The organism is Bradyrhizobium sp. 190 (assembly GCF_023073415.1).
Classification (GTDB): domain Bacteria; phylum Pseudomonadota; class Alphaproteobacteria; order Rhizobiales; family Xanthobacteraceae; genus Bradyrhizobium.
The window spans coordinates 158748-183036 of the sequence record NZ_JADPJL010000068.1; the positions used below are offsets into that span (position 1 = coordinate 158748).

At 63.3% G+C, this 24289-nt stretch carries 23 protein-coding genes and 1 tRNA gene; 10 read left to right on the forward strand and 14 right to left on the reverse strand.

Translation table 11 applies throughout. The annotated features are described in order from the left end of the window. Positions 1 to 191: 191 nt before the first annotated feature. Entirely contained in the window at positions 192 to 1154 is a 963-nt protein-coding gene (locus tag IVB22_RS35840; protein WP_247521850.1) for an alpha/beta hydrolase, read from the forward strand. A 48-nt stretch (positions 1155 to 1202) separates the two neighbouring features. On the opposite strand, the gene IVB22_RS35845 is transcribed toward IVB22_RS35840, so the two are convergent. Further along, positions 1203 to 2612: an MATE family efflux transporter gene (locus IVB22_RS35845; RefSeq protein ID WP_247521851.1), complete on the reverse strand. Its 1410-nt coding sequence runs from the start codon at positions 2610 to 2612 to the stop codon at positions 1203 to 1205. Beyond that, complete coding sequence (locus IVB22_RS35850) at positions 2609 to 3613, reverse strand: alpha/beta fold hydrolase (RefSeq protein ID WP_247521852.1); 1005 nt, start codon at positions 3611 to 3613, stop codon at positions 2609 to 2611. Before IVB22_RS35850 ends, IVB22_RS35845 begins: the two co-directional genes overlap by 4 nt. 214 nt (positions 3614 to 3827) lie before the next feature. On the opposite strand from IVB22_RS35850, the gene IVB22_RS35855 reads away from it, so the two are divergent. Continuing rightward, on the forward strand, positions 3828 to 4463 hold the full coding sequence (locus IVB22_RS35855) for a TetR/AcrR family transcriptional regulator (protein WP_247521853.1): 636 nt from the start codon (positions 3828 to 3830) through the stop codon (positions 4461 to 4463). Positions 4464 to 4498: 35 nt separating this feature from the next. Here IVB22_RS35855 and IVB22_RS35860 read toward each other — a convergent pair. The 4 genes from IVB22_RS35860 to IVB22_RS35875 form a co-directional block, all read right to left on the reverse strand. Continuing rightward, positions 4499 to 4575: transfer RNA gene (locus tag IVB22_RS35860), tRNA-Arg, on the reverse strand. 298 nt (positions 4576 to 4873) lie between these two features. Beyond that, complete coding sequence (locus IVB22_RS35865; RefSeq protein ID WP_247521854.1) at positions 4874 to 5833, reverse strand: tripartite tricarboxylate transporter substrate binding protein; 960 nt, start codon at positions 5831 to 5833, stop codon at positions 4874 to 4876. Positions 5834 to 5889: 56 nt separating this feature from the next. Then, complete coding sequence (locus IVB22_RS35870) at positions 5890 to 6258, reverse strand: cupin domain-containing protein (protein WP_247521855.1); 369 nt, start codon at positions 6256 to 6258, stop codon at positions 5890 to 5892. A gap of 41 nt (positions 6259 to 6299) precedes the next feature. Next, the gene (locus tag IVB22_RS35875) at positions 6300 to 6938 is read right to left on the reverse strand and encodes an RraA family protein (RefSeq protein WP_247521856.1); all 639 of its coding nucleotides are present in this window, start codon (positions 6936 to 6938) and stop codon (positions 6300 to 6302) included. A 399-nt stretch (positions 6939 to 7337) separates the two neighbouring features. On the opposite strand from IVB22_RS35875, the gene IVB22_RS35880 reads away from it, so the two are divergent. Beyond that, positions 7338 to 8294 carry a helix-turn-helix domain-containing protein gene (locus IVB22_RS35880; RefSeq protein WP_247521857.1) on the forward strand — a complete coding sequence of 319 codons (957 nt, stop codon included), beginning with the start codon at positions 7338 to 7340 and terminating at the stop codon, positions 8292 to 8294. Positions 8295 to 8542: 248 nt separating this feature from the next. Then, a complete protein-coding gene (locus tag IVB22_RS35885; RefSeq protein WP_247522084.1) occupies positions 8543 to 9190 on the forward strand; it encodes a hypothetical protein in 648 nt (215 codons plus the stop codon). A 179-nt stretch (positions 9191 to 9369) separates the two neighbouring features. Here the strand turns inward: IVB22_RS35885 and IVB22_RS35890 are convergent, their stop codons facing one another. Next, positions 9370 to 9579 (reverse strand): hypothetical protein, encoded by a 210-nt coding sequence (locus IVB22_RS35890; RefSeq protein ID WP_247521858.1) that lies wholly within the window; start codon positions 9577 to 9579, stop codon positions 9370 to 9372. 68 nt (positions 9580 to 9647) lie between these two features. Beyond that, entirely contained in the window at positions 9648 to 10655 is a 1008-nt protein-coding gene (locus tag IVB22_RS35895) for a 2-dehydropantoate 2-reductase (RefSeq protein ID WP_247521859.1), read from the reverse strand. 140 nt (positions 10656 to 10795) lie between these two features. Here IVB22_RS35895 and IVB22_RS35900 point away from each other — a divergent pair, with 140 nt between their 5' ends. Both IVB22_RS35900 and IVB22_RS35905 read left to right on the forward strand, forming a co-directional pair. Continuing rightward, positions 10796 to 11377 carry a YidB family protein gene (locus IVB22_RS35900; protein WP_247521860.1) on the forward strand — a complete coding sequence of 194 codons (582 nt, stop codon included), beginning with the start codon at positions 10796 to 10798 and terminating at the stop codon, positions 11375 to 11377. Between the two features lie 67 nt (positions 11378 to 11444). After that, positions 11445 to 11723, forward strand: a complete 279-nt coding sequence (locus IVB22_RS35905; RefSeq protein ID WP_247521861.1) for a GlsB/YeaQ/YmgE family stress response membrane protein — start codon at positions 11445 to 11447, stop codon at positions 11721 to 11723. Positions 11724 to 11858: 135 nt separating this feature from the next. Here the strand turns inward: IVB22_RS35905 and IVB22_RS35910 are convergent, their stop codons facing one another. Next, entirely contained in the window at positions 11859 to 12641 is a 783-nt protein-coding gene (locus IVB22_RS35910) for an SDR family NAD(P)-dependent oxidoreductase (protein ID WP_247521862.1), read from the reverse strand. Between the two features lie 279 nt (positions 12642 to 12920). Between IVB22_RS35910 and IVB22_RS35915 the strand changes: the two genes are divergently transcribed. From IVB22_RS35915 to IVB22_RS35925, 3 genes are read left to right on the forward strand one after another with little or no spacing between them, the layout of a single operon-like run. After that, a complete protein-coding gene (locus IVB22_RS35915) occupies positions 12921 to 13988 on the forward strand; it encodes an acyl-CoA dehydrogenase family protein (protein WP_247521863.1) in 1068 nt (355 codons plus the stop codon). Between the two features lie 41 nt (positions 13989 to 14029). Continuing rightward, positions 14030 to 15190 carry an acyl-CoA dehydrogenase family protein gene (locus IVB22_RS35920; protein ID WP_247521864.1) on the forward strand — a complete coding sequence of 387 codons (1161 nt, stop codon included), beginning with the start codon at positions 14030 to 14032 and terminating at the stop codon, positions 15188 to 15190. 42 nt (positions 15191 to 15232) lie between these two features. Beyond that, a complete protein-coding gene (locus tag IVB22_RS35925) occupies positions 15233 to 16033 on the forward strand; it encodes an enoyl-CoA hydratase/isomerase family protein (protein ID WP_247521865.1) in 801 nt (266 codons plus the stop codon). A gap of 153 nt (positions 16034 to 16186) precedes the next feature. Here the strand turns inward: IVB22_RS35925 and IVB22_RS35930 are convergent, their stop codons facing one another. The 5 genes from IVB22_RS35930 to IVB22_RS35950 form a co-directional block, all read right to left on the reverse strand. Further along, entirely contained in the window at positions 16187 to 16942 is a 756-nt protein-coding gene (locus IVB22_RS35930; protein ID WP_247521866.1) for a hypothetical protein, read from the reverse strand. Between the two features lies 1 nt (position 16943). Further along, entirely contained in the window at positions 16944 to 17738 is a 795-nt protein-coding gene (locus IVB22_RS35935) for an enoyl-CoA hydratase (protein WP_247521867.1), read from the reverse strand. Positions 17739 to 17887: 149 nt separating this feature from the next. Then, complete coding sequence (locus tag IVB22_RS35940) at positions 17888 to 19075, reverse strand: ABC transporter substrate-binding protein (RefSeq protein ID WP_374207832.1); 1188 nt, start codon at positions 19073 to 19075, stop codon at positions 17888 to 17890. Between the two features lie 180 nt (positions 19076 to 19255). Further along, on the reverse strand, positions 19256 to 22606 hold the full coding sequence (locus IVB22_RS35945) for an adenylate/guanylate cyclase domain-containing protein (RefSeq protein ID WP_247521869.1): 3351 nt from the start codon (positions 22604 to 22606) through the stop codon (positions 19256 to 19258). 340 nt (positions 22607 to 22946) lie between these two features. Beyond that, on the reverse strand, positions 22947 to 23360 hold the full coding sequence (locus tag IVB22_RS35950; protein ID WP_247521870.1) for a VOC family protein: 414 nt from the start codon (positions 23358 to 23360) through the stop codon (positions 22947 to 22949). An 83-nt stretch (positions 23361 to 23443) separates the two neighbouring features. Here IVB22_RS35950 and IVB22_RS35955 point away from each other — a divergent pair, with 83 nt between their 5' ends. Further along, entirely contained in the window at positions 23444 to 24229 is a 786-nt protein-coding gene (locus IVB22_RS35955; RefSeq protein ID WP_247521871.1) for a thermonuclease family protein, read from the forward strand. Positions 24230 to 24289 lie beyond the last annotated feature (60 nt).

Consider the following 24289-nt stretch of genomic DNA (forward strand, 5'->3'; position numbering starts at 1 on the left):
CGCGCACGCCCGTTTACGGATAATGAAAAGTAAACGGAGCACGATTCCATCAACGCGCGCCTGCGCATCTGCTTGCAGGACTCATTATCAATTGAAGGAAGTCGACCGGTCTGCTCTGGCCAAACGCTACGATTGCGGCGGCCGCGCCCGTTACCTATGCTGTCGTCTTGTTCCGGAATGAGGCACCCCGCATGGTTACACCGCTCGATCCCGTCGTCGCCCAGATCATTCCGCTGTTGCCGCTGCGCGATCCCACGACGATGACGCCGCAGAGCGCGCGCGAGGCACTACGCGCGCTGGCGGCCGCGCGCGCGGCGGTTCCGCCACCGCCGGTGACGAGCGCGGAGGACATCAAGGTGAAAGGCGCCGCCGGCTTCCTCAACGCGCGGGCCTACCGGACCTTGAGCGAGCAATCACCAACGGTGGTGTTCTTCCACGGCGGCGGCTGGGTCGCGGGCGATCTTGACACCCATGACCGGCAGGCGCGCTGGCTTGCGATCGAGACCGGCGCGGTCGTCGTCTCCGTCGATTATCGCCGCCCGCCCGAGGTGCGGTTTCCCGGCGCCTTTGAAGATGCCTTCGCAGCAACGAAAGACGTCATCGCGCGCATCGCCGAATTCGGCGGCGACGAGACGCGCGTCGGCGTGGCCGGTGACAGCGCCGGCGGCAATCTGGCGGCCACCACCGCGATCGCCTGCCGCGACGCCGGCATCAAACTGGCGGCGCAACTGCTGGTCTATCCCGTCACCGACGTCGCCGGAAATTTCGCGGATGCGAAAGAGAACGCGCGCTTTCCCTCGCGCAGCGAGAACGCGGAAGGCTACTTCCTCACCCGCGCCACCATGGAATGGTTTTGCGGCCATTACCTCGCCGACAAGACCCACGGCACGGATTGGCGCGTATCGCCGCTGCGCGCCAAAAATCTCGCAGACGTTGCGCCTGCGATCGTCGCGACCGCGTGGTTCGATCCGCTCCGCGACGAGGGCAAGGCCTACGCCGACGCGCTCGCCGCCGCCGGCGTTCCGACCAGCTATTACGACGGCCTCGGCCTGATCCACGGCTATTTCGGCCTCGGCGAGGCCTCCGAGACCGCCAAGCGCGAAGCGCAACGCGCACGGGCGGATTTCAAGGCGCTGCTGGAAAAGGGCGCGTAAGACGCGAGATCGCGAGCCGCAGCAAGCGAAGCCGCCGCATGCCGAAAACTATTTCGAAACCTCCCCGGCCGGGCCCCAGCCGCGAAGCCAAAGGGCGCCTGCGACAATGGCAGCGGAAACGATCGAGCCGGCGGCACCTGCCATGAAGAGCTCCCGCAATCCTCCGCCAAGATCGACGACAATGATCCAGCCGAGCCCTGCCGCGATGAGTAGCCGGACGGTTCCACCGAGAACCGGCCACATCACGCGACCTGCCCCTTGCCCAGCGAAATACAGCAGCATCCCAAGACCCGATATCCCGTAGAACGGCGCCACGGTACGGAAATAGAGCGAGCCGGCAGCAAGCACCTCGGCATTGCTGCTGAACAGCGTCAGCCAGGCATGGGGAAACAGTGCCACGAAAAGTCCGAGGATCCCGGTAACACCGGCCGCGAAGAACGCGGCGACCCACGCGATGCGTTCTGCCCTCCTGACCTGACCGGCCCCGATATTCACCCCGACCATGGTGAGCGCCGCACTGCCAAGCGCAAACAGCAGCGGGATCTGGATGTAATCGAGTCGCGAAGCGATTCGGTAGCCTGCGATGGCGTCCGTGCCGAACAGCCCGACCGCGCCCGTAACCAACACCACCGTCAAATTGGCCTGGATGGTGCCGATGGCCGACAATCCGCCGACGCGAAGGATATCGCCGAGCAGCCGCCACGTGATGAGCGTAGCGTCGAAGGGCAAGTGCAACGAAGCGCGGGCGGAACGCATGTAGACGATCAACACGATCGCCGCGGCGAGATAATAGACGACGACAGCGAGCCCGGCTCCCGCCACTCCCAGCCGGGGAAAAGGACCCCAGCCGAAAATCAGCGCCGGCGAAAGCGGAAGCAGCACGAACACGCCGAGCAGAATGACCACCGCCGGCACGACCATGTTGCCGGCGCCGCGAAGGGCCGCCGCCAGAAGGCTGACGATCCAGACAAAGACCGCGCCGAAGAAGATGACGTGGCCATATTCGAGGGCCGCGCCGAGGGCTCCCGCCTGACCGCCGAGCAACCGGTAGACAGCCTCGCCAAACAGCCATTCGGCTCCTGCAAAGATGACGCCAAATACAACGGCAAGAACCAGGGCGTTCAATGCGAGCGCCTCGGCCTCTGCCACCTTGCCTGCACCCATCGCACGCGCGATCGACGATGCGACGCCGCCGCCGATGCCGCCATTCGACATCATCTGCATCAGCATGAAGATGGGGAACACCAGGCTGACGCCGGCAAGGGCCTCCGTTCCCAGGAAGCTGACGAAATAGGTCTCCGCCACCCCGACAAGCGTTTGCACGACCAGCACCACGACGGTCGGCAACGCGAGCTTCAGGAGCGTCGGCAGGATCGGGCCGCCGAGCATCGCCGTCTGCTTGACCCTCACCGCTTCGTTTCCTGGCGACGAGGGTTCCTGGGCCGTCAGCGTTGTCATGAGCGGCTCGGCAGCGCTCGAATGAATTCGACGAGCGCGGCGCTGACCTCGTTCGGCCGCTCCTGCTGCGTCCAGTGACCGCAACCGGGAAGCATCTGGATCTTGCGCAAGCCGGGAACGAAGCTCTTCAGGTTTGCGAGCAATTGGTCCATGCCGGGGAAGGAGACCACGAAGTCGCGATCGCCCGCGACATAGAGCGCCGGTACCGTTACCTGCAGGCCGGCCATCGCGCCCGTGATTTCCCAGTTGCGGTCGATGTTGCGGTAGTAATTGAGCGCGCCACGGAAGCCGCTGCGCTTGAACTCTTCGCCGTAAAAGTCGATGTCGCTTTCGGCTAGCCAGGACGGCAGGATTTTCGGCGCGCCGGGTCCTTGCAAGAATCCGCCGCCCTTCGGCACCATGCCGAGGTTCGGTGCGGGCCCGCCGGCAGTGGCGGCCGCGCGGGCCGCGGCCACGCCATCGCCGGACGCCCCGAACAGCATGTTGCGAATGGTCGCGCGTGGATCGCGCTCGAACTCCGCCTCCGCCGGCCCCGGCTCCTGGAAATAGAGCTGATAGAATTGCGCATGCTCCGTGCGGGGCATGAGGCTTGTCGGCCGCACCTTACCGCGCGGCCGGAGCGGCACGCTGAGCGCTGCCACCGCCCTGAAGCGGTCGGGCCGCATGAGAGCTGCCTGCCAGGCGACGCTGGCGCCCCAATCATGACCGACGATGACGGCGGTCGCCGCGCCCAGGGCATCGAGAATGCCGACCATGTCGCCTGTGAGATGCAGGATCGTGTACTGGTCGATCGCCTGCGGCGCGTCGCTCTTGCCGTAACCACGCAAGTCGGGGGCGACAACACGGAAACCGGCGGCCGCGAGGGCGTCGATCTGATGCCGCCACGAGAACCAGGATTCAGGAAAACCGTGCACCAGCAGTACCAGCGGCCCCTCGCCCTGCTCGGCGATGTTGATGTGGATTCCGTTGCATTCGATGATGCGTTGCGTTGTCTTGCTCATTTTTCCATCGCGCTCCGCAGTTGCAGCAAATGCGTTGGATGGGAGCACGTCAGAGGCAACCCGCCATGCGAGCGGCGTCAGTGCCGCAGCCAATAGCTGGCGTCTGTTCATGATCTTCCATCCTTTACATCCGGGCTCATTTTGGTACGATCCGGTACCGCGTAAATCGAAATATGGTACTACATAGTACCAAGTCAAGTGGAAAAATCAGGCGATGAGTCCAAGGATGAAGGCGCGCGAGGAGGAAGCCGATGGGACCGAGACCCGGAAGCGGATCCTCGGCGCGGCCCTTTCGGCGTTCATGGAGGGCGGCTATGCGCAGACCAGCACGCTGGAGATTGCAACGCGGGCGCGGGTTTCGAAACGCGAGCTTTACGCGCTGTTCGGCAACAAGGAAGCGATGCTGGTCGCCTGCATCACCGAGCGCGCCCGGCGGCTGAAAGCGCCGGCCGATCTTCCCGAACTACGCGACAGGGAAATCCTGGCCAAGGTGCTTATCGCTTTTGGAACAAGGCTTCTCACGGAAACGACCGATCCGGTCGTCGTCGCGGTGTTCCGGTTGGCCATATCCGAAACCGTGCACGCACCAAAAGTCGCGCAAGCGCTGGAATCGATCGCGCGCAAACCCACGCGCGATGCATTGCGAGCGATCATGGCGAATGCCAAATCAGCCGGGCTTGTCGTTGGCGATCCCGACGCGATGACCGAAAAGTTTTTAGGCCTGCTCTCGGGCGACCTGATGACCGGCCTGCTGCTTCAGGTGACCGATCGCCCGAGCGCCGGCGAAATCGCGCGGCGGGCGCGGGACACCACGATGGCGTTCCTGCAAATCTATCCGAAGCGCGGTTAGGACCGGCCTTGATTGGACTCAGTGCCCTTCAGGGCTGGCGATCCCGGCATGACTCGAACATGCGACCTACGGTTTAGGAAACCGTCGCTCTATCCGGCTGAGCTACGGGACCGCGGACCTGCTGGATAGGCAGGTACTTGGAAGCTTCATATCAAAGGGCGCGCGTCATCGCCAGCCCTCCAGACCGCCTCTTCGGTCGCACGGAAGCTACGGTTCCGGGTCGAAAGATCGTGAAGACAGGATCGCAAGAGCCAAAAAGGAGCCGTCCACAGACGGCTCCAGTTGCAGCTTGTTCAGCCCCGTGTACCGCCGTTACCTTGTTTGCGGCCATACCGGTTCAAGGTAGCGCTGATTCGGCTCGCGCCATGTTGCCGCGGCAACACAGCCGGAGGGCATCAGGATTTTCACCGCTACGCCTTGATGTTGTTCTCCCGCACGACCTGGCCCCAGATGCTGACCTGCTTGGCGAAGAACGTCGAGAACTCCTTGCCGTCGGCGAGCAGCAGCGTCATCTGCTGCGTCTCGCGCAATTGCGAGGCCACCGCCGGCTCGCTCAGAATCTCCTTCACCGATTTCGCCATGCTGGCGATGACGTCAGGCGGCGTGTCCTTGGGAGCGAAAACGCCCCACCAGGCCAGCGTCTCGAAATCCGGGAAGCCTGCCTCGATCGCGGTCTGGGTGTCCTTGAGCGCAGCCATCCGCTCGCGCCCCAATTGCAGGATGGGACGCAGCTTGTCGGTGCCGAGTTGCGCCGTGATCAGCGCCGCCGACCCGATGATCAGATCGACATGGCCGCCGAGCACATCGTTCATCGCCGGGCCGCCGCCGCGGTAGGGCACATGCGTGATCTCAACGCCGGCTTTCTTGCCCAGCACCGTCATCGCGAGATGACCGAGCGTGCCGATGCCGACGGAGGCGTATTTCACCGCACCGGGACTTGCCTTGCACGCCGCGACCACGTCGGCAAAGGTCTTGTATGGCCGCTCGGCGTTCGCGGCGAGGACGTAAGGCGCGGTGCCCACGAGAAACACCGGTACCAGATCCTTCTCGACATCCAGCCCCGGCTTTTCGAGGATCGAGGGGATGACCGCGTGCGAGTCGAAGGTCACCAGAAACGTCGCGCCGTCAGGCGCGCTCTTGGCGACCTGCACGGCGCCGAGCGAGCCGGCCGCGCCGGACTTGTTCTCCACCAGCACGGTCCGGCCGAGCCTGGTCTGCAGGTGAGACTGCAATAGCCGCGCCAGCGCGTCGGTGGAGCCTCCCGGCGGGAACGGCACCACCAGGGTCATGTTCTTTGCCGGCTGCGCCAGCACCGGCGTCACCGCGAACGCGGCCGACGCCGCAAGCAAGTTGCGTCTGGTAATCTTCACCTAGTGTCTCCTCCCGATTGTGGCTGCGATTTTTTTGTTTTGTTCGCAGACTTTACCTAAGTGCCGAAGCCGGATCCGGCCTTTTTGTACTCGGGCCGCGGCGGGCTGAAGATGTCAAGCACGCGCGCGCCGTCCGGTCCAGCCCGCATCGTGTGCGGCACATTTCCCGGCGTGCGCCAGAAATCGCCCTTCCTGACCGGAATTTCCTCATCCCCCTGGACGCGGATGGCCGAGCCATCGAGCAGCACGCCCCATTGCTCCTCGGGGTGATGATGCAGGGTGCCTTGCGCGTGCGGCGCCAGCGTCACCACCGACAGCATCGCGTGCTCGCCGGAGAAGATCCGCGTCGTGACCCCGGACGCGAGTTCGCGAAACAAGCCGTCGGCTGGATTATCCAGATTGTGAAACTCGTCCTTCTGACTCATCGTTTCTCCCTCAAGCGCAGTTGCGCTTCCATTTCGGCGCTTCAAGACTTGCCGTAGCTGCCCTGGTAGCGGCCTTCGCGGATCGCAAGGAGTGTATCCTCCTCGCGCGCGATCTGGGCGCGGACCGCCTCCAGCACGGTGGTTGCAATCGAGGCCGGAAACGACACCACGCCGTCCTCGTCGCCGACCACGATATCGCCGGGGGAGATCACAGAGCCGCCGATGGATACCGGCACGTTGATTTCTCCCGGTCCGCTCTTGTAGGGCCCGCGGTGGATCGCCGTGCGGGCAAAGCAGGGAAAGTCGGATGCGGCGAAGGCCGCGACGTCGCGGATCGCGCCGTCGATCACGTAACCCGCGGCGCCCCTGTATTCGGCGATGTTCTTCATGATCTCGCCGACCAGCGCCCGCGTCTCGTCGCCGCCGCCATCGACCACGATCACGTCGCCCGGCCCGACGAGTTCAAGCGCCCGGTGAATCGCAAGATTGTCACCCGGCCGCGTGCGCACGGTGAACGCTATGCCCACCAGCTTGCTGCCGCGATGGAACGGGCGCAGGCCCACGGCGCCCGGCAGTCGGGCAAGATTGTCGCTGATGACCGAGGTAGGCGCGTTCCTGAACGCCTCGATCAGATCGGACGCGGGCTTCGGCACGCTGGTCATGGCCGTGGTGATGCTCATGCAGTCTGTTTCCCCCTTGCGATTGTTCTGCCACTCTGCCCGCCGGCGCCGCGGTGAGCTAAGCTGCGCACTGAACCGGTGGCTCGGGCCACCCGCCTGGCGCAACACCATGAAATCTTCCGGTGCCGCAAAACAAATAGCATTCCTCATGAGCAGCTATAATGGATTTGCAACACGTCGCCTCCGCCTGGACCGGCGGCCCGGCCGTCGCCTCGCCGCCGGCCAAGCCCTTCTAATTCCTTGGCAGTTTTCCGCCGCCTTCGGTATCGAACGCACAGCCATGTTCATGCAGCCGGGCCTGCATCGCAGATGCATCGGCCACACTTGTTAACACGAAGTTAACCAGAACGTTCGACGTTAAGGACCGGATTCGACGATTCGGGCGCCGGTCACCTCGAGATGCTGTTCCAGAACCTTTCGCCTTCACCGGCGCTTTCGATCACGCAATTTTCCGACATCGACGCCTTCCGGCCCGTCGAGTTCGTCGCCGATGCGCGCAGCGTCCCGCTGAATCTTGCGAATTTCCATACCGCGCGCGCGATGGTGCAGTTGCCGTTCTGCCAGATCACCGTGCTCACCTCGTTTCCCCGCATCGTTGATGTCAGCTACCGCGCGGCGCATGGCGTCGTCATCTTCCAGATCGAGGACAATTACGAGGTGTCCGTCAACGGCATGTCCGTGAACCGTCCGACGTTTATCGGCATGCGCGGCAATCTGGATTTGCAGTTCGTCGAACCCCGTGGATCGCTGCACGCGATCATTACCCTTGGCGCTGGCCTGCAGGATCGGGAATGGTTCGATACGCCGGACGAGTTGTGTCCGTTCACGCCGGACCCTGACGCTCTGGCGACAGTCAGATCCGTCACGACAGGTATTTTGCAGACGGCTTCCGCCAGACCCGATCTGTTGCAGGTGCCGCGCTCGGCGCTTGCCCTCCAGGAAAGCCTGCTGCTCGCCATCGACGAGATGTTCCGCCGAAGCAGGCCACCGGAAGTGGCGGGCCGGCTTGCAAGCAGGAGCTATTGCCGCCTCGTTCGCAGGGTCGACGACTATGTCGCCTTTCATGCCGCCTCGCCGATCTACAGCGCCGACCTCGCCGAACAATGCGGCGTGTCGGTCAGAACGCTGGGCACGGCGGTGGCGAGCGTTCGCGGCATGAGCCTGCATCGCTATCTGCGTCTCAAGCAGCTCTGGTCGGCCCGTGCACAACTCGTGAAAGGATCCGACGCCATCACCGTGACGTCGTGCGCCCGAGCCAACGGCTTCCATCACATGGGCGAATTTGCAAGGCTCTATCGCGCGACGTTCCATGAAACGGCATCGCGCACCCTGGCCCGCGCGCGCGGGGCTGACTGATTGTTGCCACAATGTGGCGTGCTTATCGACTCGCCCACTTAGAATCACTGCAGCATCGGTGCGGGCAACTCGATTTGTCGTTGAATTTATTCAATAATTGTCAACGACATAGCACTGTGTTCCGTCAGTCACATCCACCGGATAAGGTCACAACGACAGCGGGAAAGCCGTGCAGTTTCGGGGTGACAGCGCTGCCAAAATGATGACAATCGACTCAATCAAAGTTCCCTAGAGAATTCGACTGGAGAATACCGTCCGTGATCGCCTCACGTACATCTTCGTTTGTTGTTGCCACCATCGGGAGCCTCGTCGTGCTGGCTCCGGTGCGCTGCGACGCGCAGTGGTGGCGCAGCGCGCCTGTCGATTTCGAATCCTGCGCTGACGTGGCCGAGAAGGCGAAGACCAAGGAAGAAAAGACGGCGAAGCTCGCCGAATGCAACGCGAACTTCGCTGGCCGCCGCAAGCCGGGTGGCGGTTACACCTATTACGATTTCATGCAGGACCGGACCTTCGACATCGCAGGCCCCAACCCGACGCCGGAAGAGCAGAAGAGAATCGACGAGCAATATACCGCCTACCTCGAGCGCGAGCGGCGCAGCAACATCGCCGCCGCGCTGGCGGCCAAGCAGCAACAGCCGGAGCCGCCGCCAGTGCAGGCGTGGCAGCAGGTCTCGCTGCGCACCGAACAGGTATCTCCTCCACCGGCTGAAACCGAAAAGGTGCCGGTGCCGGTGGCAAGTCCGGTCAAGCAGGCGGCGCGCATCAGGGCTGCCCAATGCGCCAAGAACCAGTTCTCGTGTGAATGGCCGCGGCTTTCAGAGAAAGTCAACGAGCTGAAAAGGCTGCTCAACCCACAGCAGCAGCAGCAGGCGGCGACCAAGCAGAAGAAGAGCTAGATATTTTCTGTCGTCCCTGCGAACGCAGGGACCCATAGCCACCGGCTTCAATTGTCTTGAGATGACGTCTGCCGTTCTGCCTTATCGATAGATCACGCGGTATGGGTCCCTGCGTTCGCAGGGACGACGTGGGGATACTTCACGTCAATCCGTGATCATCATCGCCCAGAGTTTCCAGATCAATGCGTGGGCACCTTCTTGCCGCGGCGCTTTACGGCCGGTTTGAACGCGGGCTCGACATGCCTGCGCTGCGCCGCCCGCTGCTCCTGCAGCCGTGCATCATAGCCCGGCGACGGCGTCACCGTCGGCGGCACGGCCTGCGCGGGCGTCAGTGACGCCCAGACGGCCAGGGCGGTCACCACCTGTAGCGCCAGACCCGTTCGTTTCATTCGTTTCTCCCTCGGCCCTGAAATCGCTTGGCCAGCCACTTCAAGCAAGTCGGGCGCGCTCAGCCAAATCAATTCACCGCGCGAATCTGCTCCGGCGTCAGGCCGGGCGAGCCCTTGGCGGCGCGCTCGGCCTGCCGGATCAGTTTCACGATCCGGCGCGACAGCGGCGCCGCGAGCCCACGCCGGTCGGCGATCTCGGTGATGACGCCCTGCAGATAATCAATCTCGGTGCGCCGGCCCTGTTTCAGATCCTCCCACATCGACGAGCGCGCCTCGGGATCGATCTTCATCGTCCGTCCCAGCATCGGTTCGAAGATGATATTGGGCAGGCGCAGCAGCGACGGCATCAACGCAGGCGGGATCGGCGTCGCCGAGATCGGTTTGATGCCCTCGGCGCGGATCGCAGCCAAACCTTCCGCCAGCTGATCGGCGAATAATCGCCGCCATGGCCGGGAGCTGAGTTGCCGGCGCAGCGGCAGGTCGGCCAGCGCATTGAGCGCGTTGTTGAGATTGAGCAGCAGCTTGCCCCATTGCACGCCGTCAATGTTGTCAGTCGGCCGCATCGTCAGGCCGTCCACCGACAGCTTGTCGGCGGTGCGCGCCTCATCCTGCTCGATGACGATGTCGCCTGAGGTCGCGCGATGAAACCGCCCGTTGCCGAGTGCCATCACGTTGAACGGCACCATGCCGCCGAGCACGCGCCGCCCCGGCAGATGATGACGCAGGACGGCTGCATTGCCGACGCCGTTCTGCAGGCTGACGATGACGGCATCTGGTGGTGCGTGCTTGGCGATGATGTCGGCCATCGCAGCGGTATCCGCGCTCTTCACCGTGACGAGTACGATGCCGGCGTCCTCAAATATCGACGGATTTTCCGACAATGCGAACCGATCGCGCATGATGGTTTGGTCCAAACCTTCAAAACTCGTCGGCCGCAAGCCGCCTGCTTCGATTTCAGCGATCACGCGCGGACGCGCCAGCAGCGCAATGCGGCGGCCGCCAGCCGCCAGCATGCCGCCGACGAAGCAGCCGATGCTGCCCGCTCCCGCAATACCGATCGTTTGGCCCGAAACCATTTCGTCACCAACGAGTTGCACCGGGCTTTCAAATAGCAGAGCGCAGGGACCGTGACTATCGCAGGCGCTGGCCGCCCGCTCCTTGTAACCGTCATACGCCACCGTTATGTTCCACGCGGGGCTACGCAGAGGAGACGACCATGGGTTTACTCGACGTACTCAACGGCATGCAGAACGGCCCGCGCGGCCCCAGCACCCCCAGCGCACAATCCGATAGCGGCGGCGGCATGTCGCCGATGACGATGGCGATCCTGGCGCTATTGGCCTGGAAAGGCATCAAGCATTTCACCGGCAATCAGGCCGGCTCCGCACCGCGACCCGCACCCGCTCCTGCACCCGGCAATGTGACTGCCGGCATGCCCGGCGGCGGCGCGGGCGGTATGAGCGACATGCTCAAGGGCGGATTGGGCGGTCTGCTCGCGGGCGGCGCGGCCGGCACCATCCTGAGCGGCGGCCTCGGTGACCTCATGAAGCAGTTGCAACAGAATGGCCTTGGCGATCAGGCCGACTCCTGGGTCAGCAACGGCCCCAACAAGCAGGTCGCGCCCGGCGATCTCGCTAACGCGCTCGGTGCCGACCAGATCGAGTCCCTCGCCTCCCAAAGCGGCCTCGAGCGCAACGATTTGCTGCAAGGCCTCAGCCAGTTTCTACCCGACGTCGTCAACAAACTGACGCCGGACGGACGGCTGCCGGACGAGAACGAAATGTCGCGCTGGATTTGACGCCACTTCAGCGTGGCGCGCAGACCGCGCCGCGCTGCTTTACCATCGACGCATTGGAGGGACAGCAATGAGCGGCATTATCTGGATCATCGTCGTCGGTTTTGTCGCAGGGATCATCGCGCGTATCCTTTCGCCGGGCCAGAACAATCCGACCGGCTTCATCCTGACCACGGTGCTCGGCATTGCCGGCGCGTTTCTGGCGACCTGGATCGGCCAGGCAATCGGCCATTATGGCCCCGATCAGGGCGCCGGCTTCATCACCGCCACCATCGGCGCGCTGGTGGTGCTGTTCATCTGGAACCGGCTGGTGGCGAGGGGAATGATTTCCGATCCGGGTAACAGGTGACGGTGCTCTCCGCCGTCGTCGCTGCGTAGGGTGGGCAAAGGCGCCCTTGCGCCGTGCCCACCATTTTTCTTGCGGTGATGATGGTGGGCACGCTTCGCTTTGCCCACCCTACAATTTTACAATGACGTCCGCGCGTCACAACACCAGATGCATGCCTGCATCCATGCGAACGAACTCCCCGGTCATGTTGCTCGATGCCGGTGAGGCCAGGAAGCACACCAGCTGCGCGATATCCTCCGCCGTCGAAGCGACCTTCAGCGGCACCTTCGCCACCACGGCGTCGCGCACCGCTTTCGCGCCGGCCTCGCCGCGGCCCTTGGTGAACCAGGGCGTATCGATATAGCCGGGGCACACCGTGTTGACGCGGATCAAGGGCGCCAACGCGCGTGCCAGCGATTGCGTCATGGTGTTGAGCGCGCCCTTGCTCGCGGCATAGGCGACCGAGGAGCCGCCGCCGGAAATGCCGGCGACCGACGATACATTGACGACGGCCGACGGCAGGCCGGAGGCTTTCGCGCCAGCCTCGAGCTGCGCACGCGCGGCGCGGATCATCTGGAACGGGCCGATCGTGTTGACGGCGTAGATGCGCTGAAAATCCTCAGCCGAAAGCCCGTCGAGATCGTGATGCGGCACATGCTTGGTGGTGCCGGCATTGTTGACCAGCACGTCGAGACGGCCCCAGGCTGCTGCCGCAGCCGCAATCTTCTTGCAGTCCTCATCGCGCGATACGTCGCCCTGCACGACCACGACTTCGGCGCCGGCGCTGCGGCAGAGATCGGCGGTCGCTTCAGCTTCCGCCTTGCTGTTGGAATAGTTGACGACGATGCGCGCGCCGCCCTTTGCCAGAATGCCGGCGGTAGCGGCCCCGAGGCCCGAGGCAGAACCGGTGACAATCGCGCACAAACCATCCTTCGACATCCGCATTTCCTCTTGTTGCTTTTGGCTGGGTTTCGAACCGCCCGTGGACAGGCTTCACGGCTACCATATCCCGCGATGAACGGAGTGCAAACTCGCGAAATCCGTTGCGCGGAATTTATTCTTTGCCTGATGGCCTTCATGCCACCGCCACATGCCGCCCTGCGGACAGCGCTTGTCACGGCTATGGCTTTTGCCCATCATAAAGCGCAAGAAAAGACCGCAGCCGGACCCGGCAATATCAGTCGGGATTGGCATGCCAATCTCAAATCGGGGAACGCTGTGGCGGAGAGTGAGAACATCGTTGCCGAGACCGCGGAAAAAATCTTCGCCGATCTCGCCGACGCCCAAACCATCAATCGTGACAGCAAGGGCGCGTGGAAAACCCCGCTCTGGCAGGCGCTGACCGAGGCCGGCCTGCCGTTGTCATGGGTGGACGAAGATTGCGGCGGCTCGGGAGCCTCGCTCGCCGAAGGTTTCAGCGTGTTGAGCGCGGCCGGTCGCTTTGCGGTCGCGGTGCCGCTGGCAGAGACCATGCTGGCAGGCTGGCTGCTGGCGCAGGCGAAAATTTCTTCGCCCGATGGCGAGATGACGGTGGTGCCCGCGAGCCCGAAGGACCGGATTACCGTCAATGCCGACGGCAGCCTCTCAGGCCGTGCCCGCGGCGTGCCGTTTGCGAAAGCTGCAAAGCATTTCGCAGTGCTCGCGAGCGATGCGAAGGGCAGCGTCTCCATTGCGCTGGTCGATGCCGGCAAATGCCGGATCGAGACTGGGCTCAATCTCGGCGGCGACCAATCGGATACGGTGACGCTGGACAAGGTGCAGCCGCTCACGATCAAGCCCGCGCCCAAAGGTTTCGACCAGACCCGGCTGATGCTGATGGGCGGCGTCGCGCGATCCCTGCAGATCGCAGGTGCGCTGGAATCTATGCTGGAAATTTCAGTGCGCTATTCGAACGAGCGCGTCGCGTTCGAAAAGAAGATTTCGAAATTCCAGGCGGTGCAGCACAATCTGGCGCGGCTCGCTGGCGAGTCGGCGGCGGCGCTGGCCGCGGCCACCTCCGCCGCGGACGCCATTGTCAACGCCACCTCCTTCAACGACGAGGTCTTCCTCGAAGCGGTGGCGGCAAAAATCCGCTGCGCAGAAGCGGCGGAGAAAGGCGGCGGCATCGCCCATCAGGTGCACGGCGCTATCGGCTTCACCAACGAGCATATCCTGCATCGCTATTCGTTGCGCGCGCTGGCGTGGCGCGACGATTTCGGTTCCGAAAGCTTTTGGGCGGTCGAACTCGGCAAGCTCGTATGCAATCGCGGCGCCGATGAGTTGTGGCCGCTGGTGGCCTCGCGCTGACATCAACACCGATTTGCCTGCTTAAGAAGTCGAGACATTAAATGACCGCAGCCCTCCGTTTCGATCCGATCCGCCTGCCGAACGAATGCGAGCAGTTGCGCAAGGAAGTGCGCGCCTTCCTTGCGGAAGAAATCGCCGCCGGCACCTTCGATCCGCACCAGCCGAACCGCGAAGACACCGACGTGCCGGAATTTTCCCGCAAGGTCGGCGCGCGCGGCTGGCTCGGCATGACCTGGCCGAAGAAATATGGGGGCCACGAGCGTTCGTTCCTCGAGCGCTATGTGGTGACCGAGGAAATGCGCGTCGCGAACGCGCCGACACGGCGCTTCTTCGTCGCCGACCGGCAGAGCGGCCCGGTGCTTTTGAAATACGCGCCCGAGAACATCAAGATGGACATCCTGCCGCGCATCTGCCGTGGCGAGGTATGTTTCGCGATCGGCATGAGCGAGCCGAATTCCGGCTCCGATCTGTTCGCGGCAAAGACCCGCGCCACCAAGACCAACGGCGGCTATCTGATCAACGGCACCAAGATCTGGACCTCCTCGGCCCACATCGCCGACTACATGATCGCGATCTTCCGGACGTCACCGCCGACCAAGGAAAACCGCCGCCACGGCCTGACGCAGTTCCTGGTCAAGATGAAGCAGCCGGGTATCCAGGTGAACCCGATCGGCCAGATCACCGGGCAGTATGAATTCAACGAAGTGGTTTTCACGGACTTTTTCGTTCCCGACGACCACGTGCTCGGCGAAATCGACGGCGCCTGGAAGCAGGCGACCAGCGAGCTCGCCTATGAACGGTCGGGCCCGGAACGTTTTCTCGAAACCTACTACGTGCTGACCGAACTGGTCCGCGCCGTCGGCACCAACCCGGACACCCGCAGCGCCGAAGGCATCGGCCGGCTGGTGGCACAGGTGCACACCATGCGGCGCATGTCGGTTTCAGTGGCGGGCATGCTGCAAGCCGGCAAGGAGCCGGTGGTGGAAGCCTCCATCGTCAAGGACATCGGCACGGTGTGGGAACAGCAACTGCCGCACCGCGTGCGCGACCTCGCCGCTTTCGTCGAGGAAACCGCCACCAACCGCGAGACGCTGGAAAAGCAGCTCGACTTCGCCATCAAGACCGCGCCCAAGCTGACGATCCAGGGCGGCACCACCGAAGTGCTGCGCGGCATCATCGCTCGCGGGCTCGGCCTGCGCTGAGCGCGCGGGCTTGGTCTGCGCTAATTCAAAGAGGGAATCTTCATGACCAAATACACTGATATCGGCGTCGAGAAGCACGGCCATGTCGGCCTGATCGAAATCCGCAAGCCGCCCCTCAACTTCTTCGACGTCTCCCTGATCAACCAGATCGCGGATGCGCTGGAAGAATTCGACAAGGACATCGAAATCCGCGCCTCGGTACTCGCAGCGCAAGGCAAGGCGTTCTGCGCCGGCGCCGATTTCTCCGACCCGAAGCGGCAGGAGCAGGAAGAGAGCGCTCAAAAGGATCCGGCGGCGAACCTGCCGATCAACCATCTCTACGTTCAGGCCGTACGCATCTTCCGCAACAAGAAGCCGGTCGTCGCCGCCATCCATGGCGCCGCCATCGGCGGCGGGCTTGGACTGGCGGTCTCAGCGGATTTCCGCGTCACCTGCCCCGAAGCGCGCTTCGCCGCCAATTTCACAAAGCTCGGTTTCCATCCCGGCTTTGGCCTGACCGCGACGCTTCCCGAACTGGTCGGCAAGAACAATGCGGAACTGATTTTCTATACCAGCCGCCGCATCACGGGCGAGGAAGCCACCCGCATGGGCCTCGCCAATCTCTGCGTGCCGCAGAACCAGGTGCGGGCCGAAGCGATGAAGCTCGCGGCCGAGATCGCCGAGTGCTCGCCGCTCGGCCTGATCTCGACCCGCGCCACCATGCGCGCCGGCCTCGCCGACCGCGTCATGGCCGCCACCAACCACGAACTGGCCGAGCAGACCAAGCTCCGCGCGACAGAGGATTTCAAGGAAGGCGTCAAGGCGACTGCCGAACGCCGAGTGGCGAACTTCAAGGGGCGGTGATTTAGCGCGCCCCTCTCAACACGTCGTCCCTGCGAAAGCAGGGACCCATACGCCGCGGCCCGCGAAAGAGGCACGTGCGTAGATGTCTCGCTACACCACTAACTTCGGTTATGGGTCCCTGCTTTCGCAGGGACGACTCGGTGATGGATCTCGCTACTCCACAAGCCTGAGCGTCACCCCGCAAAGATCGAACGCATCGCCCGACACCTTGCAGCCCTTTGCCTTGGCTGCATCACGCACTTTCGCAACGTCAGCAACCTTGAACGTCAACCCGCTCATCAGATCGCTCGCGCCCTTGACGAAACGAAAGCTGGCATTGGGTAATTTCAACGTGGGCTCGCCGCCGCTGACAGCGATCCCCAGAATTTTCCCCCAATGCTCCGCTAGCACTTGCGGATCCGGGCTCTGCATCTCGACTTCCGTCAACGCCAGCGTCACATCTTTCCGGATCGCTTTCTGCCAGTCCGGCCCCGCCGGCGGATAGGGTCCCAGCACATCGTCGCTGCCTGTGGTGTGATTGAACTCGATGAACGCCGCGCGGCAATCGCGCGGATGCAGTTGCACGCCATGGTATGGCGCATGCGTGATCACGTTCGCCGTCCGCACACCCATCGCATTGGCGTGCCTGCCGCGCGCGTCGGGATCGTCGCAGCAGAAGATCGCCATGTAGCCGCCACGCCCGCCGGTCTTGTCGAGAAAGCGCCCCGCCGCGGTGCCCGGCTGGGTCGGCGCCACGACTTCCAGCAAAATGGTGTCGACCGGAAGCAGCACATTCTCCAGCCCGTATTTTGCGACGTTACCGTCGCGGTAGCAGACGTTGAGGCCCATGATCGCGGAAATGTCCGAGATCACGGGTGCGAGGTTCGGCGCCACCAAACAAATCTGCCGCAGCCTGAGATATTCGGCCATCTCACTGCCCCTGAAATACGGGCTTGCGCTTCTCGACAAAGGCTTTCGCCGCTTCCTTGTGATCGGCAGTGTCGCCCGAGCGCGAGTGGTGAATCGCTTCGGCGTCGAAGCAGGCTTCCAGCGACATCGTCTCGGCGTTGTTGATGTTGCGCTTGATGTAGCCCAGCGTCACCGACGGCCCCTGCGCCAACGACATCGCGAGATCGTACGCCTCGGCTTCGATATCGGCGTCCGGCACCACTTTTGTCACCATGCCGAGATTGTAGGCCTCCTGCGCCGACAGCACCGGCGACATCAGATAAAGCTCACGCGCCTTGGCGCTGCCGAGCATCTGGGTCAGGAAGTACGTTCCGCCGTAATCGCCCGATAATCCGACCTTGGCAAAAGCCGTCGTGATCTTGCAGGACGCGCTGGCGATACGCATGTCGCAGGACAGCGCGATCGAAAGTCCGGCACCGGCAGCGGCGCCGTCGACCTGCGCCACCACGGGCTTCGGCATCTGGTGCAGGATGCGCGAGACTTCCATGCCGCGGCGCAGATTGGCCATCTTGGCCTCGAAGCCGAGCGCCGCCCTGCCCTCCGCCATCGACTTGACGTCACCGCCGACGCAGAACGTGCCACCGGCGCCCTTCAAAAGCACCGCGCGCACCTCGTGATCCTCAGCCGCGCGCCGCGCCGCCTCCACCAGCCCGCGCGTCATGTCCGGATTGAGCGCGTTGCGCCGGTCAGGGCGGTTCATGGTGATGGTGAGCAAGCCCTGTTCGAGTTTTTGGAGGACCATTTCGTTTGCGCTCATGTGTCGTGCTTTCGTTGTTGTTGGTTGTCGTGACTTTCCATCGTCATTGCGACGATGCCGTAGGGTGGGCAAAGGCGCACTTGCGCCGTGCCCACCAGCTTCGCCGCTGGAATGGTGGGCACGCTGCGCTTTGCCCACCCTACGAAGCTTTACTTCTTCACCAACGGGCAGCGCGAGGCTTCCAGCGGCTGGAACGCCTCGCTGCCGGGGATCGTGGCCAGCAGCTTGTAATAATCCCAGCGCGCCTTCGATTCAGACGGCTTCTTGACCTCGAACAAATACATGTCGTGCACCATGCGGCCATCCTCACGGATTTTGCCGTTCTTGGCGAACATGTCGTTGACCGGCGTCTCCTTCATGACCTTCATGACCGCGGCCGCGTCCGTGGTACCGGCGGCCTTCACGGCCTTCAGGTAGTGAAGGACGGAAGAGTAGACGCTGGCCTGCGCGGCGGTCGGCGGCCGCTTGACGCGCTCCTGAAAGCGTTTTGAGAACGCGCGAGTGTCGTCGTTGAGGTCCCAGTAGAACGCCTCCGCCAGCAACAGGCCCTGCGCCGTCTCCAGCCCAACGCTATCGATGTCCGTCACGAACGCGAGCAGCGGCGAGAGCTTCTGGCCACCGCTCCTGGTCAGCCCGAATTCCGCCGCCTGCTTGATCGCGTTGATAGTGTCGCCGCCGGCATTGGCAAGACCCACCACCTTCGCCTTTGAGCTCTGCGCCTGCAGCAGGAACGAGGAGAAGTCCGATGTATTGAGCGGGTGCTTGACGCCGCCGAGCACCTTGCCGCCGGCCTTCACCACGACATTGGTGGTGTCCTTTTCCAGGTCCTGGCCGAACGCATAGTCGGCGGTGAGGAAGTACCAGGTCTCGAAACCTGACTTGACGGTGGCGAGCCCGGTGACGTTGGCCTGCCCAAAAGTGTCGTAGGAATAATGCACGGTGTAGGGGCCGCAGGCCTCGTTGCTCAGGCGGATCGAGGCCGGGCCGCTATACATGATGATCTTGTTGCGCGCCTTGGCGATCTCGCCGGCAGCAAGCGCGGTGGCGGATGCAGCCACATCGTAGATCATCTCGACGCCCTGGTTGTCGAGCATGTCGCGCGCTATGCTGGCGGCAAGGTCAGCCTTGTTGAGATGATCGGCCGCGACGATCTCGACCTTGCGTCCCAGCACCTCGCCGCCAAAATCCTCTACCGCCATCTTCGCGGCGGTCTCCGAGCCCGGCCCGGTGATATCGGCGTAAAGTCCGGACATGTCGAGGATGCCGCCAAGCTTGAGCGGCGGCTTGCTCTGCGCCAGTGCGGCACTCGCCGACATCGCCAGCGCGGCCGCGAACATGCCCGTTATTGCTCTCTTCATGGAAGGCCTCCCTAGTCGGCTGCCGCATTGCCTGCGGCTTTTGAATTTTGCTCGCCGCGATCATGCCGCATGGCATCCATAGCGGCAAGGCGCAGACCACACTGCCGCGTTTTCCGCTAAACGGAATGACTAGCCGGCAATTCGTAGCGACAGCAACGGTCACCAGTTGCCGCGCCCGGCCGCTTCTCCACGCTTGAGCAGGGTTTCCGCTTCTTCGATTTCGGGCAGATCTCGCTCCGTGTCGAAATCGACAAGAACGGGCGCGAGCAGCTCGGGTATTGCCTCGGCTCGCCCGTTTGCACGGTAGAGGCGCGCAAGTCCAACTGCACTGCGCAGCGCGAAAGTTTTCGTCTGCTGGGCGCGGGCGATTTCCAGGGCGCTGCGGAACGTGTCTTCGGCCATGGCAACGTTCGGCGGATCAAGCCGCAACAACAGCTCACCCTGGCTGCGATAGAGTTCAGCATCGAGCCAATGCTGGCCGGATTGTCCTGTTGAGGAGATCAACTCCCGCAAGATTTCCAAGCCAGCTTCAGCTTGCCCGGCCTCCGCATTCGCCGCGGCAACCTGCATCCCCCAGAACGGTTCGCAGAGGTAGCAGTCATTCTCGTGAAGCAGTGTCCAGCCCCGCTGCATTTCCGAAAGCCCACCCGTCCGGTCGCCGGCGCGCCACTTTGCCAGGCCGTTCAGGTAGCTGCCGGCGGCTACATACAACGGCATCGTATGGTCGCGCGCGAGGGCGAGCGCCAGTATCGTCTCGGTTTCCTGCAACACGCCCCCGCATAGTCCATCGAAGACCGCCTTGTGAACGAGCGCATTGGCTTGAGAAAGCGCCGGCTTATCTCCGGTCGCGCGCACCGCGTCGGCGGCGAGCCGGCGCGATCGATCGATCCTCCCAAGCGGCCAATGCACCAGAGCAAGAAACCTCATGATGACGAAAGGCAGATCCAGCGCCGACGCCTTGAAGGTCGCCGGGTCAGGCTCAGCCTCATAGATCGCAAGTGCGCGCTCGAGATGCAGTCGCGCGTTCAGGTAATCGCCGCCGAACCAGCAGGTCACGCCGGTTGTCCAGTGTGCAACGACTGCGGCCACCGGCGATTCCGGCCGCTGCCTGGCGACGCCCATGATTGCCTCCGTCAACTCCCGCATCGGCGCGATCTCGCCGTGGGTCAGACAGGCATTGAACAGGCCCGAATGGATCGGCGCCAATTCGACCGGATCATTGATGTCGGCTGCGAGCTGTCGGGCGCGCTTCCATGCGGCCACCGTTTCGGGGGCGCTGTGCCCAAGGTTGCCCCGTAACGCGCGGCCATAGGCGATTTGAAGATGGAGTCGGCTCATAGCCCGGCGCGGCTCATCGGGCGAGCCATCGGCGATCGTAACCGCCTTGCCGAGATGTGCGATCGCTTCGGTATATGCCGAGCGTTTCAACGCCTGCTGACCCGCCTTGCGCCACCACTCGAGGGCTATTCCGCTCAGCCCCGCCTCCGTGAAGTGATATGCCAGCAGTTCCGGCTCGGTCTCGGCGACAATCGGAAACTTCTCACGCAGAACGTCGCCGATTTGCCGATGCAGCAGTTGCCGGCGGCTCTTCAGCAGACTGTCGTAAGCTGCTTCCTGAACGAGCGCATGCTTGAAGCTGTAGTTCGCTTCCGGCGGTGTCCCGCGGCGCAACAGCAGTTCGGCCTCTTCGAGCTGCGTCAGCGCGACGCACAGCGTTAGATCATCGCGCCCCGCGACACATCGCAACAGCGTGTATGAGAAGTCGCGGCCAATTGCAGCGCCTATCTGTGCCACTTCCTTGACCGGCGCCAGCCGGTCAAGCCTCGCCATGAGGGAATCCTGCAGCGTCGCGGGAATCGCGAGCGGCGGTAGCGGATTGTCGAGGCGATAGCGCCCGGCGTTTTCGACGAGCAATCCCGACTCCAGCACCATCTTGGTCAGTTCTTCCACGAACAGCGGGATGCCATCCGTCCTGTCGATAATCCGCGTCATCATTTCGCCTGGCAGGCTCCGACCGACCGTCACCTGCTCGACCAGAGCGCGCGTGTCCTGCCGGTCAAGCCGATCGAGCCGCAGCAGGCTGACATTGGGAAGACCCGCCCAGGGCGGCTCGAACTCGGGCCGGAAGGTCATGAGCACAAGTATCGGCAGCCCCCTGATCCGGTCGACGGTAAGATCGAACAGCTCAAGCGTCGTGGCGTCGGCCCAATGCATGTCCTCGCAGACAATCAACACAGGTTGCTGCCGCGCCAAACCCTCAAGCTGGTCGAGAAGGGCAGCGAATGTCTGTCGCCGCTGCTGCACTGGATTCAAGCCGAGCGGCGGATAACGCTCGCCGGTGGGAATCGAAAGCAGCGCGGCGATGAGCGGTGTCGCGTTAGCGACCTGGTCCGTTCCAAGCGCAAGCATTGCCTCAAGCTTGTCGAGCTTTTGCTCGGCTGCATCCTGTGACCCGATGCCGGCAGCGCGCTCGAGCTGGGCGACAAAGGGATGGAGCGCGCTGTTCGTGTGGTAGGGCGAGCACTGATACCGTATCCGGCGGTGCGTCCCCAATGCGAGGCTTTCGGAGAGCGTTGCAACGATGCGCGATTTGCCGATCCCGGCCTCGCCGGAAATCAGCACCATTTGGCCCTGGCCCTGCCACGCCAGTTGCTGGCGCGAGAGCGCGAATTCGATCTCCGCCTTGCGGCCGACAAAGCCCATCGAGCGCGCGGTGCGCACTGCCTCGAAGCGGCTCTCCGATGCAGCTCCACCTTCGACCGCCCAGACCGCGATGGGTTCGGCGATGCCCTTGACCTCCCGGAGGCCGAGGCTGCGAAAAATGAATAGATCGCCAAGCAGCTCGCGCGTCGAAGCAGCAACGACGACCGCCCCCGGCTCTGCCAGGCCCTGGAGCCGGGCCGCGACGTTCGGTGTATCGCCGACCATTGCCTGCTGCTCTGACGCGCCTCCGCTGATGAGGTCGCCTACCACCACCAGCCCGGTCGCGATCGCTATCCGCACCTCGACCCGTTCCGAGCGCGTTTCAAGCGGCCCTACTGCGGCGATGATGTCGAGCCCCGCTCGCACTGCGCGCTCCGCGTCATCCTCGTGTGCGCGGGGATAGCCGAAATAGACGAGTATGCCGTCGCCCACAAACCTGGCGAGACTGCCGTCGTAAGTGGCAATCACCCTCGCGCAGGCGGCCCGATAGGCGCGGATCACTTCCCACATGTCCTCGGGATCGAGGCGAGCCGAGAGCGCGGTCGAGCCTACCAGATCGCAGAACATGACGGTGAGGTGGCGCCGCTCGGCAGCATGCTGAAGCGCCGGCTCGGCGACCAGTTCGCCTTGTTTGAGTTCGACGATCGCGCGCAGCATTTTACGTCGATGGCCGAGCAGGACACCGAGCCTGTCGAAGTCCTGGTCCGTCAGTTCGGGAAGGACACCAAGATCAATCCCGTTCTCGGCAAAACGCAGCGCGTATTGTCCAAGCCCAAGCTTATCGAGCCAGTCTGAAATCTGCTGCATTGGCTCCACCGGATATGTGGTTGACAGCAGGCGGCATGTTGGACCAAGGCGACGAAAACTTATCCCAATGCCCCTCGGATGGCACGCCTTGATGCAGCAATTCGACTGCGATTAGCTCTCTATTTCTTGCGAAGCGGTGCTCGGCTACAGATGCTCACTACCAAGCAGCGCATGACATGATGCCGACAACTGGATCTTGATGCGCGCGCGATTTGCAGCAAGCAGCGTTGCACAAGTTAACGTGTAGGATGGGTGGAGCGCAGCGATACCCATCAATCCCGGTGCAGAGACATGATGGGTATCGCTTCGCTCCACCCATCCTACGCACGATATCTCGCTCTCACCCCAACAGCCCCTTCCCCGGCACATGATTGAGTTCGAGCCGGATACCATCGGGGTCTTCGAACAAAATCGAATAATATCCCGGCGCCCATTGATCCTCTCGTGGCGCGCGGATGATCTTCGTTCCGAGCGTCTGGAGGAAGCCGTGCAGTTCATCGACGTCGGCGCGCTCGCGGGCGCGGAAGCAGAGGTGATGCAGGCCGACGCGCTTCTGCTCGAACGCCGCGCCTTCATGCTTGGCTGACGGCGCGCTGATGCCGACTGCGGTGCGGCCACCGACGCAATAGTAGGTTGTCTCTGTATCGAGCACCGGCTTCGGCCCGAGAAACGGCAGCAGCTTGCGATAGAAATCGCGGGAGCGTTCGTAATTCGAGGCGGTGAGGAAAATATGTGCAATGCCGTTGACTTCCATTTTCTCCCCCTGCGTGGCAATCTCTGGTAGCAATGCCGGCTGATGTTGAGCATACAGGAACAGGCGGAACAGAGAGCAGCGGCATGATCCCTCCGGCATCGCGTGGCAGCGCTTCGCTCCCGGCATGCGCCGCATCACTTCTGGTGCTGGCGTCCATGGGGTGGGCCGACGCCGCCGATTGCGCGCTTGAGCCGCAGGGCGAAGGCCGTGTCGTCGCCGTGGTCGATGCGCGCAGCTTTCGCCTTGAAGACGGCCGCGAAGTCCGCCTCGCAGGCATCGAGCGTGGTGGAACCGACGGAGCCAGCGGCAGGGCCGCTTTGTCCGCCATCGCCGGCGGCCGCGAGGTGACGCTGCATGGCGACGACGACACGCCGGATCGCTATGGCCGCCAAGGCGCCTTTGTGTTCGTGGCCGGCTCGGAACACTCGGTGCAAAGCGAGTTGCTACGCCGCGGCGAGGCGCTGGCAGCTGTCGATATATCCGAAAAAAATTGCGCTGCAGCACTGGCCGCCGCCGAGGGCGCGGCGCGGGATGCCAAATTGGGCATTTGGGCCGATCGCACGGCCATAAAAAACGCGGAAAGTCCGGGCGATATTCTGGCAGCGATAGGGCAGTTTACGGTAATCGAGGGCAGAGTCCTGTCCGTTCGGCAGACAGGGGCAATCACCTACTTGAATTTCGGGCGGAACTGGACACGGGACTTTGCTGCGACTATTTCAAGGCGCATCATACCGGCGTTCGAGGGCGCCAACCTTGGACCTAAGTCGCTCGAAAATCGACGGATTCGTGTCCGCGGCGTTGTCTCGTCGCGGGGAGGACCACGGATCGAGCTGCTCAGGGTGGGGCAAATTGAGGTGCTGGGGAAATAGCGCTTGATCCGAAGGCTGGCACCGGTTTTCGTTTGGATCACGCGCAAAAAAGGGATGAGA